Source organism: Flavobacterium anhuiense (assembly GCF_001705175.1).
GTDB lineage: Bacteria > Bacteroidota > Bacteroidia > Flavobacteriales > Flavobacteriaceae > Flavobacterium > Flavobacterium anhuiense.
Genome location: NZ_CP016907.1, coordinates 559,705 through 574,324, shown reverse-complemented (window position 1 = coordinate 574,324; position 14,620 = coordinate 559,705). Strand labels below are relative to the sequence as shown.

At 33.6% G+C, this 14,620-nt stretch carries 11 protein-coding genes; 7 read left to right on the top strand and 4 right to left on the bottom strand.

The features are described from left to right. Positions 1 to 119 precede the first annotated feature (119 nt). Entirely contained in the window at positions 120 to 1,136 is a 1,017-nt protein-coding gene (locus BB050_RS02480; protein WP_066032484.1) for an SseB family protein, read from the bottom strand. 298 nt (positions 1,137 to 1,434) lie between these two features. Between BB050_RS02480 and lpdA the strand changes: the two genes are divergently transcribed. Both lpdA and BB050_RS02470 read left to right on the top strand, forming a co-directional pair. Next, positions 1,435 to 2,838, top strand: coding sequence for a dihydrolipoyl dehydrogenase (gene lpdA / locus BB050_RS02475; RefSeq protein ID WP_066032483.1), 1,404 nt, complete (start codon positions 1,435 to 1,437; stop codon positions 2,836 to 2,838). 149 nt (positions 2,839 to 2,987) lie between these two features. Beyond that, positions 2,988 to 3,530, top strand: a complete 543-nt coding sequence (locus tag BB050_RS02470) for a lipocalin family protein (protein WP_008462055.1) — start codon at positions 2,988 to 2,990, stop codon at positions 3,528 to 3,530. Between the two features lie 58 nt (positions 3,531 to 3,588). Here BB050_RS02470 and BB050_RS02465 read toward each other — a convergent pair whose 3' ends face one another. After that, positions 3,589 to 3,963, bottom strand: a complete 375-nt coding sequence (locus BB050_RS02465; RefSeq protein WP_008462057.1) for a DoxX family membrane protein — start codon at positions 3,961 to 3,963, stop codon at positions 3,589 to 3,591. A gap of 297 nt (positions 3,964 to 4,260) precedes the next feature. On the opposite strand from BB050_RS02465, the gene BB050_RS02460 reads away from it, so the two are divergent. The 3 genes from BB050_RS02460 (at position 4,261) to BB050_RS02450 (ending at position 9,242) form a co-directional block, all read left to right on the top strand. After that, positions 4,261 to 5,547, top strand: a complete 1,287-nt coding sequence (locus BB050_RS02460; protein WP_066032482.1) for an anthranilate synthase component I family protein — start codon at positions 4,261 to 4,263, stop codon at positions 5,545 to 5,547. Between the two features lie 303 nt (positions 5,548 to 5,850). Then, positions 5,851 to 7,161, top strand: a complete 1,311-nt coding sequence (tilS, locus tag BB050_RS02455) for a tRNA lysidine(34) synthetase TilS (RefSeq protein WP_066035085.1) — start codon at positions 5,851 to 5,853, stop codon at positions 7,159 to 7,161. Then, the gene (locus BB050_RS02450; protein WP_066032481.1) at positions 7,161 to 9,242 is read left to right on the top strand and encodes a protein-disulfide reductase DsbD family protein; all 2,082 of its coding nucleotides are present in this window, start codon (positions 7,161 to 7,163) and stop codon (positions 9,240 to 9,242) included. Before tilS ends, BB050_RS02450 begins: the two co-directional genes overlap by 1 nt. Before the next feature lie 197 nt (positions 9,243 to 9,439). Here the strand turns inward: BB050_RS02450 and BB050_RS02445 are convergent, their stop codons facing one another. Continuing rightward, positions 9,440 to 10,756, bottom strand: a complete 1,317-nt coding sequence (locus BB050_RS02445) for an ammonium transporter (RefSeq protein WP_066032480.1) — start codon at positions 10,754 to 10,756, stop codon at positions 9,440 to 9,442. 317 nt (positions 10,757 to 11,073) lie between these two features. On the opposite strand from BB050_RS02445, the gene BB050_RS02440 reads away from it, so the two are divergent. Then, on the top strand, positions 11,074 to 12,048 hold the full coding sequence (locus BB050_RS02440) for a Gfo/Idh/MocA family protein (RefSeq protein ID WP_066032479.1): 975 nt from the start codon (positions 11,074 to 11,076) through the stop codon (positions 12,046 to 12,048). Positions 12,049 to 12,128: 80 nt separating this feature from the next. Further along, entirely contained in the window at positions 12,129 to 13,664 is a 1,536-nt protein-coding gene (locus BB050_RS02435; RefSeq protein WP_066032478.1) for a YifB family Mg chelatase-like AAA ATPase, read from the top strand. A gap of 55 nt (positions 13,665 to 13,719) precedes the next feature. Here BB050_RS02435 and BB050_RS02430 read toward each other — a convergent pair whose 3' ends face one another. Next, complete coding sequence (locus BB050_RS02430) at positions 13,720 to 14,589, bottom strand: alpha/beta hydrolase (protein ID WP_066032477.1); 870 nt, start codon at positions 14,587 to 14,589, stop codon at positions 13,720 to 13,722. Between the last annotated feature and the right edge of the window lie 31 nt (positions 14,590 to 14,620).

Sequence of the window (14,620 nt, the reverse complement as noted above, 5' to 3'; positions counted from 1 at the left end):
ACATTACAATTTAGTTACCGAAGAAAGAGAAAAATATTTGTCTGGAGAAATAAAGGCAAGTTGTTAGGAAGAAGCAGAGCAACATTTGAATGCGAAATATGGTTTTTAAAATCATTTTTTTATTTTACAGCATCTTCAAAAGTAGGTCTTTGCCTTTTTTCAGCTATAACATCTTTTATAATAGATTCAATATTTTTATTTATAGAATCATTTGGCTGTATTTTTATTGCTTTATCAATCGTTTCTTTTGCTTCATTGTCTTTTCGGGCAACAAGTAAGTTCATTGCATGATTACCTAATAATGTATAATCATTTGGTTTTCTTTTTAGAGATTCTTCAGAATAAAAGATAGCTTTATCAATGTCTTTTAAATGCATAGCTTCTAGTGAAGCTTCCATAGGAATTATATGATTTTCTAATTCAAGTTTAAATGCCAATTCCAATTGTTCAAGTGCTTCGTGGTGTCTTTCTAATCTTTGAAAAGCTTTAGACATCAATACCATACTTTGCCAATGTTCAGGAACAATATCAAGACATTTTTGGAAGTCTTGTATGGACTCTTCAAGCTTTAGTTTTTCAAATTTATTTAATTCTTTTCTTCTATATCCGTCTAATATAACTAGGCCTTCTTGCTTTTTTCCAGCTTGCTCAAAAATTTCATTAAATTCTTGAATTTTTTTATTTTCAAATTCCTGCTTGTCAATTCTATTATAGATTGTTCCATTTAATAGATTTTCAATTTCTTGTGGAATTAATTCTTTTACAAAATCTGAAAATGGATTTAGTACGAATGTTGCTCCATTCAAAACTTCAAACAAATCTTGTCCTTTTAAACTAAGATATGGAACATTTTTTTCCATTATTCCTTTTTCAAATATTCTATTTACTGATGTAAAGATTGGAATTTGACCGCTTTCAAAAGTAAAACACTGAACAGTTGTATTCTCTTTTTCAGTTTTCCTTCCAATTTCAGAAATGGAATTTTTACTAGTAACTATAAATAATTGATTTTCTAATAATTTCTGATAAAATTCTTTTTGAGCAGAAAAATTGGACGTAGCTTGCCTCAAAAATTTTTCAAGTTCATTTTCTTGAAGTTCTGTTTTCTTTTTCTTGAATATGTCAAATAATCCCATTGATTGTCTTTTAGATCGTCTTAAATTGTTTCTAAAGTAAGACTAATTTAACTGTTTTTCTTAAATGGGAAAAGAATCGTTAATTTTTTTTAATGAATAGTTTTATATGTAAATCATACTACTTTTTAGGTTTATATTATTTAGAAGCAAAATTAAGTGTAAAGAAAAAACTTTGCATCATCGAGCCTTCGTGGCAGAAAACCTTCCTCCAAAATTTCACACAAAAAACATTGAAAATTAAACCTCAAACAGAACTTTATTGCTTAATTTTGTAACCGCTAAAATAAAAACAAATACTATGAGTTCATTTGACGTAGTCATTATAGGTTCAGGTCCTGGAGGATATGTATCAGCAATTCGTTGCGCACAATTAGGTTTTAAAACTGCAATTGTAGAAAAATATAATTCATTAGGCGGAACTTGCCTTAACGTAGGTTGTATTCCTTCAAAAGCATTGTTATCTTCTTCTCACCATTATTCAGAAATCGCTCATTTTGCAGATCACGGAATCGAAGTTTCTGGCGATGTAAAAATCAATTTAGAGAAAATGATCGCGCGCAAACAAGCTGTTGTAGATCAAACTGTGGGTGGAATCAACTACCTAATGGATAAAAATAAAATTACTGTTTTCAATGGTTTAGGTTCTTTCGTAGATGCAACTCACATTGATATTGCAAAAGCTGACGGAACATCTGAAACTATCGAAGCAAAATATACTGTAATTGCTACAGGATCAAAACCATCTTCTTTACCATTCATTAAAATTGATAAAGAAAGAATCATTACTTCTACTGAAGCTTTGGCTTTAAAAGAAGTTCCAAAACACTTAGTTATCATCGGTGGTGGAGTTATCGGAATTGAGCTTGGACAAGTTTACCTTCGCTTAGGAGCTCAGGTTTCTGTAGTTGAATTCATGGACAGAATTATTCCTGGAATGGACGGAGCTCTTTCTAAAGAATTGACAAAAGTGTTGAAAAAACAAGGAATGAAATTCTACGTTTCTCACAAAGTAAAATCAGTTGAAAGAAACGGTGATGCTGTTGTAGTTCAAGCTGAAAACGCAAAAGGAGAAACAATCACTCTTGAAGGAGATTACTCGTTAGTTTCAGTTGGTCGTCGTCCGTACACAGACGGATTAAACGCTGACAAAGCTGGAGTTAAAATTTCAGAGAGGGGACAAGTTGAAGTAAACGATCATTTGCAAACTAATGTTCCAAATATCTATGCAATTGGTGACGTTGTTCGTGGGGCAATGTTAGCGCACAAAGCAGAGGAAGAAGGAGTTATGGTTGCTGAAATCTTAGCAGGTCAAAAACCGCATATTGATTATAATTTAATTCCTGGTGTAGTTTACACTTGGCCAGAGGTTGCTGCAGTTGGACAAACTGAGGAGCAATTGAAAGCATCTGGAGTAAAATACAAATCTGGAAGTTTCCCATTCAAAGCTTTAGGACGTGCAAGAGCAAGTGCTGACTTAGATGGATTTGTAAAAATCTTAGCTGATGAGAAAACAGATGAGGTTTTAGGAGTTCACATGATTGGTGCCCGTACAGCAGATTTAATTGCTGAAGCGGTTACTGCAATGGAATTCAAAGCATCTGCTGAAGATATTTCAAGAATGAGCCATGCGCACCCAACTTTCGCGGAAGCGGTAAAAGAAGCAGCATTGGCAGCTACTGAAAATAGAGCTTTACACGTATAATTTTTACGTTAAATGATATTTACAAACCGTCTCGTTAAAAAATGAGACGGTTTTTTTTGTGCTCCATATAATATAATAATCAAAAATAATTTTGTAAATTAGATGTATATTTCAGGTGCTATCTTTATGACAACTAAAAAGATAGTGTTATGAAAAACAGATATATAATTCCAATTTTGATTGGAGCAGGAATCGGATTCGCATTATATTCTTGCGGAGGCGGAATTCCAAAAAACGCAAAAGCTGTTACAAACTTTGACAGTGCAAAATATCTCGGAAAGTGGTATGAAATTGCTAGATTGGATTATAAATGGGAAAGAGATCTGGACAATGTGACTGCCGAGTATTCTTTAAATGAAGATAAAACAATAAAAGTCGATAATAAGGGCTATAATGTCAAAAAAGACAAGTGGGAACAAAGTGTCGGGAAAGCTAGATTTGTCAAAAAAGACAATATTGGTATGCTGAAAGTCTCATTTTTTGGTCCTTTTTATTCTGGTTACAATGTCGTAGCAATCGACCCTGATTATAAATACGCACTTGTAGCTGGAGAAAGTTTAAAATATATGTGGATACTTTCTAGAGAAAAAACAATTCCAGAAAGTATAAAAGCAGATTTTCTTATCAAAGCTCAGGAAATTGGGTATAATGTTACCGATTTGGTGTGGGTAAAACACGATAAGGCAAATTAAAAATAAAAGTCCGCCAGTATAATGCTGACGGACTTTTTTATTTCGATTTGAAAAATACTTATGCAGTAAAAACACTTTTGTAATTATCCCAGTATCTGTAAATCAAGAAAAGGTTTCCTAGAAAAAGAAGAACTGCGATAGGCAGACCGTCTGGAGTGAGGAAATAATTGATAAACAAAATATTTACCGTAATGGGTAAGATCAAGATGTTTGCTAGAGTTACGTAACGCCCAGTCACAAATGCAATTCCACACAATAACTCGATAGATTTTGCCATTGGCATTAAATACGTGGAAGCCATTAAACCTACGTTAAAAGCCTTAAAGTTTCCCGTAGTTTCTGGTTCGGGCATGAGATGGAAAAAATAACTGATAGAGGCAAACAGTAGCAAAAGGCCAATTAAAACGCGGACAATAATTGTGGCAATTTTCATAATACTTAGGATTTTTTAAGGTTAAAAAACATAATTAAGTTATTGGAAAAGAAACAATCTATAAGCTTAAATTAGAATCGCAAATTGTTTTTTTGAGGTTCTTTTTTAAGGATCTTATAATTAAATTAATGCTCTTTTGGGATTAATCTAATTGTATATCAAATATAACGAATTTTTTCTTATAAAATGAATGTCTTTTTAACAGTTTTGTAATGTAATTCAAAACATTTGATTATTTTTTTGTTTTCCTCTAATGAAATAATTTTGTCGTAATTTTGACCTTTAAAATTACCATTTTTGAGAGTTTCCATCCGTAAAAATATTGCCAATCCAAAACTGTTTAAGGAGCAGCTTTTAAGTTGGGCGCAGCAATTTCGCGAAGTCGTTTTTTTAGACAGTAATTCTTATCCGCAGCAGTATTCAAGTTTGGACTGCATTCTGGCAGTTGATGCTTTTACTTCTTTAAAAACAGATTATTACAACGCTTTTGAAGATTTAAAACAATATCAGCAAAATGCAAAAGACTGGCTTTTTGGATATCTTTCTTATGATTTGAAGAATGATATCGAAAATCTTCAATCTAATAATTTTGATGGTTTGAATTTTCCCGATTTGTTTTTCTTTCAGCCTAAAAAAGTTTTTATCCTTAAAGGATATGAACTTGAAATTCAATATTTATTGCTGTGCGATGATGAACTTGAAGAAGATTTTGGTGAAATAATCCAAAGCCCAAATTCCAAATTCCAAAGTTTGGAATCTTTAGAAATTAAGCAACGCATTTCTAAAGATTTATACATTCAGAAAGTAAATAAAATGCTCGAACATATTCATATTGGTGATATGTACGAAGCGAATTTCTGTATGGAATTTTATGCGGAAAATGCGATAATAAATCCGTTAGAAAAGTTTCAAAAACTGAACGAAATATCACAAGCGCCTTTTTCTGTTTTCTTTAAAAATTACAAACAATATCTGCTTTCGGCTTCGCCAGAACGATATTTAAAAAAAGTAGGTGATAAGATTATTTCACAGCCAATCAAAGGAACTTCTAAGCGTTTTTCAGATCCAATTGAAGATGAAAAATCAAAAAATATCTTAGCCTCTGATACCAAAGAACGTGCTGAAAATATCATGATAACCGATTTGGTTCGAAATGATTTGTCACATACCTCGCAAAAAGGTTCGGTTGAGGTTGAAGAACTTTGCGGAATTTATTCGTTTCTACAAGTGCACCAAATGATTTCTACGGTGACTTCAAAATTAGATTCTAAATTTTCTGCAGTAGATGTTTTGAAAACAACTTTCCCAATGGGAAGCATGACTGGAGCGCCAAAAATTTCGGTAATGGAAATTGTTGAGAATCTAGAAGAAACTAAAAGAGGATTGTACAGTGGTGCAGTTGGTTATTTTACGCCAGAAGGTGATTTTGATTTTAATGTCGTGATCAGAAGTATTTTATACAATCAGGAAAATAAATATGTTTCTTTTTCCGTGGGAAGTGCTATCACATCGCTTTCAATTCCAGAAAAAGAATATGAAGAATGTTTGCTGAAGGCAAAAGCAATGCACGAAGTTTTGCAGTAATTTTTTTTCCGCCACTAATTCACGAATTATTTTTCATAATCGTGACGCATATTTTTTCGCCATTCCCCATAGCTATCTGGATAAAAAGATTTACACAGATTTTTTTAATCCTTTAATCTGTGGCTATTAGTTGAAGAAAATAATTTGTGGAAATTTGTGGCAAAAGAAAACATGCGCCATCGGCATAAAAAAATAATTCATGAATTGCTTCGTCTGCTTGCTATCACTCGAGTCGCGGGAGAAAAAACAGCGCTTAACATTTCGTTTAAAAATAGTTCGAATTTAATTTTTTACTTTTATCAGATGTTTTCAAAATTTCAAAATCATATCGTTTCAAGATTTCCTTTTTTAGCCGAAAAGAAGCTTTTTCTGGCTGTAAGTGGCGGACTAGACAGTATGGTTTTGCTGCATTTGATGAATCAACTGCCTTATGAAATTGCCGTTTTGCATTGCAATTTCCAGCTTCGCGGACTTGAAAGTTTTGGAGATCAGGAATTTATTCAGGATTACTGCAATCAAAATAATATTCCAATTTTCACCACTCATTTTGATACCGAAGCTTTTGCTAAAGATTATAAGCTATCTACGCAAGTTGCAGCGAGAGAATTGCGTTATAGTTGGTTTTATGAACTTTTAGAAGAAAAAAACTTTGATTACATTTTAACTGCTCATCATGCCGATGATAATCTGGAAACTTTTATCATTAACTTAACTCGCGGAACTGGTTTGGAAGGTTTGACTGGAATTCCCGAACAAAATGATAGAATAATTCGTCCGTTGCTTCCTTTTTCAAGAGAAGAAATCTTGAAATATGCAGAAGAAAATAAGATTGAATGGAGAGAAGACAGCAGTAATGCTTCAACAAAATATCTCAGAAATAAGATTCGCCATAATTTGGTTCCAGTTTTAAAAGAAATCAATCCGAATTTTTTGGATGCTTTTCAGAAAACGCAATCTTTTCTTCAAGAATCAAAAGAAATGGTTGAAGATGCATCGATTATTGTTTATCAACAAGTAGCAAAAGAAGAAGGAGATGATATTCATTTCGATTTAAATCAGTTAAAAAAACTTCCAAATTATAAATCGTATTTGTATCAATGGCTGAAAGAATTTGGTTTTTCTGCTTGGAATGATATTTACGATTTGGTTGAAGGGCAATCTGGTAAACAAGTTCTCTCTGAGGAGTTTAGATTGTTGAAAAATAGAGAAACACTTATTTTAAGTCCGTTTTTTGAAACATCAGAAAAGGACGAATATGAAATTAATGAAAACGATACAGAAGTTAATTTTCCCTTAAAAATGAGTCTTTGTAACGTAGGTCACACAACATTCGGCTCAAATAAAGTTATATTTGTCGACTCTGATAAAATCCGTTATCCTTTGATTTTGCGTAAATGGAGAGAAGGCGACGTTTTTCAGCCATTTGGAATGCAAGGAAAGTCAAAAAAGGTAAGCAAGCTTTTTAAAGATGAAAAACTTTCTTTGATTGAAAAGGAAAAAATTTGGATTTTATGCTCAGATGATCAAATCGTCTGGGTAGTCGGAATGAGACAAGACGAACGTTTTAAAATAGAAAAAGCCACAAATAAAATACTTAAAATAGAATTACTATAATGAACTTTACACAAGCCCATCAGTCGATAACTTCGAAAAGTATCTGGAATAAAATAACTGCTTTTTTACTCTTTTTCTTTTTTGCATTAGTAAGTAACGCTCAAATCTTAGAACCGGTAAAATGGACTTCTAAAATGGAGAAAAAAGGAGATAAAGTCATTTTAATTTTTGATGGAACAATCGAAAAAGACTGGCATATGTATTCTCAGTTTACGCCAGACGGCGGTCCTCTTGCATTGGAAATTTCGTTTAAAAACCAAAAAGGAAATTACGAGTTAATTGGAAAAGCTAAAGAAGGCAAAACAAGAACAGCTTTTAACGATGTTTTTGGCGTAGATGAAACTTTCTTTGAAGGTAAAGCTCATATCGAACAAGAGATAAAAATCATAAACCCAAATTTAAAAACGGTTGATGTAGATTTTGATTTTCAGGTTTGTAAAGAAGTTTGCATCAATTCGAGTAAGAAATTCTCTATAGCTGTTCCTTCAACTTTTAAAATGGATGAAGTTCCAGTTGTGGCAGAGGCTAAATTGGATGAAACAAAAGTAGTTGGTTTGGCGGTTGATACGGTTAAAAAAGAAGATGCAGTACAGCCAAAAATAGAGAAAACAGCAGAAACGGCTGCAGCAGAAATTCCAGCGCCAGCTCCTTCTAGAAGTTTATGGTCGATCTTTTTCTTTGCTTTTTTAGGTGGTTTTGCAGCTTTATTTACGCCATGTGTTTTCCCAATGATTCCAATGACAGTGAGCTTTTTTACAAAACAAAGTAAAAGCAGAGCAAAAGGAATTAGAAATGCTATTTTTTACGGATTATCAATCATTGCTATTTATGTGATTTTAGGATTGATTGTAACCAAAATATTTGGTGCAGATGCATTAAATGCGTTATCGACAGATGTTTGGTTCAATCTTATTTTCTTCATGATTTTAATCATTTTTGCTGTTTCATTTTTAGGAGCATTCGAAATTATGCTTCCAAATTCATGGGCAAACAAAGCTGATCAGCAAGCAGATAAAGGTGGTTTGGTTGGGATATTATTTATGGCTTTGGCTTTGGCAATCGTGTCGTTTTCGTGCACAGGACCAATTGTAGGGACATTGTTGGTTGAAGCAGCTTCAAATGGAGGGATCGCGCCAATTGTTGGAATGTTAGGATTCTCTTCTGCATTAGCTTTGCCATTTATGTTATTTGCATTGTTTCCGGGGTGGTTGAATTCGTTACCAAAATCTGGTGGATGGCTAAACACTGTAAAAGTTGTTTTAGGATTTTTAGAATTGGCATTAGCATTCAAATTCTTGTCAAATGCCGATTTGGTTTTACAATTGCATTTCTTGGAAAGAGAAGTTTTCTTAGCGATTTGGATTGCTATTTTTGGAACTCTTGCATTCTATTTATTCGGAAAAATTACATTGCCGCACGATAGCCCAACTCATCATATTTCAGTCGGAAGATTATCATTAGGATTAATTGTTTTAAGTTTTACAATTTATATGATTCCTGGACTTTGGGGAGCGCCTTTAAAATTAATCAGTGCATTCCCGCCGCCGCCGCAGTATAGCGAAAGTCCGTTTGGAGTAGGAGGTTCAGGAAACGGAGCGGTTTCGGCAGGATCTATTAAAGGTATGCCAGAAGGTGCTGAATTAGGACCTCACGGAATTATGGTTTTTCATGATTACGAAGATGGTTTAGCTTATGCTAAAGAAATCAATAAGCCAATTATGCTTGACTTTACAGGTTATGCTTGTGTGAATTGCAGAAAAATGGAAAATAATGTTTGGTCAGATCCTTCCGTTTTACCAATTCTTAAAAACGATGTGGTTTTGATTTCACTTTATGTTGATGATAAGCGTGAATTGCCAAAGGAAGAACAGTTTACAACTGAAGCAGGAGATAAAATCATTACAGTTGGAGATAAATGGACCGATTTTATGATTTCCAAATATAAAACCAATACACAGCCTTTGTATGTTATTACGGATTTAGAAGGAAATAATTTAAACAGCACAAAGCCAACAATCAGTTATGTGAGTACAGAAGAATATCTGCAATGGCTGAAAGAAGGAATTTCGAATTTTAAGTAATAGAGAATAGATTATAGAGAAAAGAAAATAGATTAGTAATTCAGAAATCTTAGTTTTAATCTGCAATCTATTCTCTATTTTCTTTTTTCTATAATCTAAATCTAAAATATAAAAGGGATTAATTCAAAAGCAAAAAGCACTCTAAGTCAAATTTAGAGTGCTTTTCTATTTATCAAGCGAAAGTGAAAATTAATTTATTATAAGAATTCTCCGTGTTGAGAGATATCTAATCCTAGTTCTTCTTTTTCTTCTGTAACTCTTAGAGGAGTGATTTTATTTACGATGAAGAATAAAGCATAAGAAGCAACAAAAGCAAAGATTGAAACTACAACAAGAGCAGTTAATTGGTTGATGAATAATGTAGGAGTTCCGAAGATTAAACCTTGATTATCTCCAACAGCAGGGTTGATGGCTTTTGAAGCGAAAACTCCAGTTAAAAGCATACCTACCATACCGCCAACACCGTGACAAGCAAATACATCTAGAGCATCGTCGATTTTTCCTTTAGGGAATTTGCTCACTACAATGTTACTTACAATTGCAGAGAATAAACCGATGAAGATTGCGTGAGGGATACTTACAAATCCAGCAGCAGGTGTAATGGCAACAAGACCTACAACCGCTCCAATACAAGCACCAAGAGCAGATAATTTATGACCTAAAATTTTGTCAAGGAAAACCCAAGCCATTGCAGCAGCGGCGGCAGCAACAGTAGTTGTTCCTAAAGCTTGAGCAGCAAGGCCATTTGCTCCTAAAGCAGATCCAGCGTTGAAACCAAACCATCCGAACCAAAGCAGACCAGTTCCTAATAATACATAAGTAATTCTAGCAGGATTAACTTTTTGAACTTTTCTTTTTCCTAAGAACATAGCTCCAGCCAGAGCAGCCCATCCAGCACTCATGTGAACTACAGTTCCTCCAGCGAAGTCAAGAACTCCCATTTTGAAGAAAACTCCATCAGGATGCCATGTCATGTGAGCAAGTGGTGCGTATATTATAATTATAAATAAAACCATGAATAACAAATAAGCCCAGAAACGAATACGTTCTGCAAAAGCACCTGTAATTAAAGCAGGAGTAATGATAGCGAATTTTGCCTGAAATAATGCGAATAATATAAATGGAATAGTTGGTGCAAGGCTCCAAGCTGTATTAGTTCCAACTCCTGCAAAAAACAAATTCTCAGACGGGTTTCCGATAATTCCTCCAATTGTTGGTCCAAAAGCCAATCCAAAAGCAACAACAGTCCAAAGTATAGTAACAATTACCATAGCCATAAAACTTTGAAGCATAGTACTAATTACGTTTTTCTTACCTACCATACCTCCGTAGAAGAATCCTAATCCAGGAGTCATTAGCAATACAAAAGCAGTTGCAACGATCATCCAGGCAGTATCTCCCGTATCAAACTTTACAGCTTCTGCAGGAATTGGGTTGTCTGCAATGATAAAGTTCGAAATAAAGCTTAGGACTAAAATCGTGATAAGAATCACACTTAAAATAATTTTTCGCATAGTTATTTAGTTTTAAAATTTTTTATAAAAGTATAAAATGATTTAATACCCCCTAAAAAAATAGGGTTTGATGTTTAATTTTTGTTAAATTTAAAATTTAACCCCTATCATTTTGCGTGAATTTCTTAAAACAAACTTAAAATTTACAATTTGGCAACATTTTTTTTTCACTTACTGTGATTTTTGATAATTTTTGGGGTAATTGATTGCTATTTTTTGTAGGATAATAGATATTTGTTGTTTAAAAAAAGGTCTGTTGGATGTTGTAATGGATATTTTTTAATCTTTTTAACAAATTTGATGATTATAATATAAGGATGGGAAATAGAAGTATTAAATGGGGAATAGTAGGATTGGGAAATATAGCAAGCCAGTTTGCATCGGATCTTTTATTGATTGAAAATGCTGAACTGACGGCAGTTGCATCTAGAGATTTTACTAAAGCCGAAGAGTTTGGAGGAAAATTTAATGCTTTAAGAATGTACAATTCTTATGATTTGCTTTTTGAAGATTCGGAAGTTGAAATTGTTTACATTGCAACTCCGCATAATTCGCATGCCGAATTATCTATAAAAGCATTGGAAAAAGGCAAACATGTACTTTGCGAAAAACCAATGGCTTTGTCTTATCAAGATGCACAGAGAATGATAGAAGCGTCTAAAAAAAACAATGTATTTTTTATGGAAGCTTTTTGGACAAGGTTTATTCCCTCAATTCAAAATCTTCTTCAGAAAATTGGCAATGGAATAATCGGAGACGTAAATTATATAAAAGCCGATTTTGCCTTTCACGGAAGTGAAACAGAAAACAAAAGGCTTTTTGATAAAGAACTGGGCGGAGGTGCATTGTTTGATATTGGCGTTTATCCGTTATTCCTGTCTTATATAGTATTAGGAAAACCAAAAGAGATTTTAGCAAAGGCAATCAAGCATAAAAACGATATCGATTTGCAGACTTCTATGATTTTGCAATACGAAACAGCTCAATCGGTTTTGCATGCTTCTATAGTTTCCGAATCTGATATGAAAGCCATCATTTCTGGAACAAAAGGGCGAATAGAATTAAATGCTCCATGGTATATTGCAGACGGTTATTCTCTATTTATAAATGAAGAAAAAGAAGCTACTTTTACTTTTCCAGCTTTAGGAAAAGGATATTCTCATGAAATAATCGAATGTCAAAATTGTATTCTGAATAATGAAATTGAAAGTAAACTTTGGTCGCATCAGAATTGTTTGGATTTGAGTAGGATAGTGGAGGAGATAAAGAATCAAATCCAACTGCATTTTTAGAATTTAATTATTTTGTAATAAAATATTTACATATTAATTATTTTTCATTAGTTTTAAAAACTATTAATGAAAGGATAATTATGTTAGTAAAAGTTTACGGAAGTGCCGTATTTGGAGTTGAGGCCACAACGATTACAGTTGAGGTACATATGGACAAAGGAATTGGTTATCATTTAGTTGGGCTTCCAGATAATGCAATTAAAGAAAGCAGTTTTAGAATTGCTGCGGCTTTAAAAAATAACGGATTTAATTTTCCAGGAAAGAAAATTACAGTCAATATGGCGCCTGCCGACCTTCGAAAAGAAGGTTCTTCATACGATTTGACATTAGCTATGGGAATTCTGGTTGGTTCAGATCAGATAAAAGCTCCAGAAATTGAACGATATATTATTATGGGCGAACTTTCTCTCGATGGAAGTTTACAGCCAATTCGCGGAGCATTGCCCATAGCAATCAAAGCCAAAGAAGAAGGTTATAAAGGATTTTTTCTTCCTATTCAAAATGTAAAAGAAGCAGCTATTGTGGCGGGTCTGGATGTATACGGAGTTGAAAATTTAAAAGAAATTGTTGATTTTTTTGCTGGCAAAGGAACACTAGAACCCACAGTTATTGATACAAGAGCAGAATTTTATAAAACACTAGATTTTCCAGAGCATGATTTTTCAGACGTGCGCGGACAAGAAAGCATTAAACGTTGCATGGAAATCGCAGCAGCGGGCGGTCATAATATCATTTTGATTGGTCCGCCTGGTGCAGGAAAAACAATGCTGGCAAAACGAGTTCCGAGTATTTTGCCGCCAATGACTTTGCGAGAAGCTTTGGAAACTACCAAAATTCATAGCGTTGCAGGAAAATTAAAAGAAGTTGGGTTGATGAATCAGAGGCCTTTTAGGAGTCCGCATCATACTATTTCTAATGTGGCTTTGGTTGGTGGCGGAAGTTATCCTCAGCCTGGCGAAATCTCGATGGCGCATAATGGTGTCTTATTTTTAGATGAATTGCCAGAATTTAAACGTGATGTTTTAGAAGTAATGCGTCAGCCGTTAGAAGATCGAGAAGTAACAATTTCTCGTGCTAAGTTTACCATTACGTATCCATCGTCTTTTATGCTGGTGGCAAGTATGAATCCAAGCCCAAGCGGATTTTTTAATGATCCTAGCATGCCGAATACTTCTTCGCCACACGAAATGCAGCGTTATATGAGTAAAATTTCAGGTCCGTTATTAGATAGAATCGATATTCATATAGAAGTTACTCCAGTCCCGTTTGAGAAATTATCAGATGAGCGAAAAGCAGAAAGCAGTGTCGAAATTCGTAAACGAGTTACAGCAGCGCGAGAAATCCAAACCAAACGATTTGAAACCGTTAAAAATGTTCACTACAACGCACAAATGAGCAGTAAGCTGATTCGTGAATTTTGTGTTTTGGACGAACCTTCAAAAGAATTGCTTAAAACAGCTATGGAAAGATTAAATCTTTCTGCCAGAGCTTATGATCGGATTTTGAAAGTTTCTAGAACCATAGCCGATTTAGATCATTCAGAAAATATTGTTTCATCGCACATTGCAGAAGCAATTCAATATAGAAGTTTGGATCGAGAGGGATGGCTGGGATAAATTATCAATTGTCAATTGACAATTGATAATTGATAATTGATAATTGTAAAAAATATTATTCTTTACTTTTCGGATAAAAGAATTTAAAAGAATTAGAAACAGCTGTATGCAGAATCGATCCGTGGTTTTCTTCTGGGAAATAATCGAAATACGTTTTTACGCTTTTACTTTTTGATTCTTTTAGTTTTTCTGCCAGTAAATTGGCATCAACTTCCATAACATGCGGAATTGCTGTTGGAGCTAGTCCTTCTTTGCCGACAGCAATATAGATTTCAGTTGGCTGATTAAAATTTTCTTTCAGCATTTCAGAATCTAAATCTAGAAGAGAACCATTGTTCCACCATAAACTCGGACTTACAATAACATATTTATTAAAAAGAGTTGGTTTTTTAAGCAAGATTTCAGTTCCTAATAAACCGCCAAGAGATTGGCCGATGATGGTTTTAGAATCATTTGTTTTGTATTTCTTTTCAATAAAAGGCTGTAATTCTTTTTCAATAAAAGCAATAAACTGATCAGAATGCCCTGTGGTTGGAAAACGAGTTTTGTCTTTTTCAATTGTAGTTGGAAAAGTAAAATCTCTTTTTCTATCAACAGTTGCAATTCCCACCACAATTGATTTTGGAACCTGATTGATCCATTCAAAACTATTAAACTGAACTAGCCCAGAAATATGAATAAAATCTTCATCGGCAGAACCGTCCAATAAGTAAATGACAGGATATTTTGTGTCTTCTGCTGGATTATAACCTTCAGGAAGATAAATGTTTAAAATTCTTTTTTCGTTTAGTTCTTTGGATTGAATTTCATCAATAACTCCCAATACAAAAGGCTTTGAAGTTTCTATGTTTTTGGCTTTATTCTTTTGGCTGAATGCGAAAGTAGAAGAAAAAAGTAAAAAGACCAGAGCAAAAAATTTGTTCATCGATAGTAAAGTAAAAATGTTTTTATAAAAC

Excerpts from the sequence above, each read along its gene's own strand:
- BB050_RS02480 (WP_066032484.1), bottom strand. The coding sequence starts at position 1,136 with ATGGGATTATTTGACATATTCAAGAAAAAGAAAACAGAACTTCAAGAA.
- lpdA (WP_066032483.1), top strand. The coding sequence starts at position 1,435 with ATGAGTTCATTTGACGTAGTCATTATAGGTTCAGGTCCTGGAGGATAT.
- BB050_RS02470 (WP_008462055.1), top strand. The coding sequence starts at position 2,988 with ATGAAAAACAGATATATAATTCCAATTTTGATTGGAGCAGGAATCGGA.
- BB050_RS02465 (WP_008462057.1), bottom strand. The coding sequence starts at position 3,963 with ATGAAAATTGCCACAATTATTGTCCGCGTTTTAATTGGCCTTTTGCTA.
- tilS (WP_066035085.1), top strand. The coding sequence starts at position 5,851 with ATGTTTTCAAAATTTCAAAATCATATCGTTTCAAGATTTCCTTTTTTA.
- BB050_RS02450 (WP_066032481.1), top strand. The coding sequence starts at position 7,161 with ATGAACTTTACACAAGCCCATCAGTCGATAACTTCGAAAAGTATCTGG.
- BB050_RS02445 (WP_066032480.1), bottom strand. The coding sequence starts at position 10,756 with ATGCGAAAAATTATTTTAAGTGTGATTCTTATCACGATTTTAGTCCTA.
- BB050_RS02440 (WP_066032479.1), top strand. The coding sequence starts at position 11,074 with ATGGGAAATAGAAGTATTAAATGGGGAATAGTAGGATTGGGAAATATA.
- BB050_RS02435 (WP_066032478.1), top strand. The coding sequence starts at position 12,129 with ATGTTAGTAAAAGTTTACGGAAGTGCCGTATTTGGAGTTGAGGCCACA.
- BB050_RS02430 (WP_066032477.1), bottom strand. The coding sequence starts at position 14,589 with ATGAACAAATTTTTTGCTCTGGTCTTTTTACTTTTTTCTTCTACTTTC.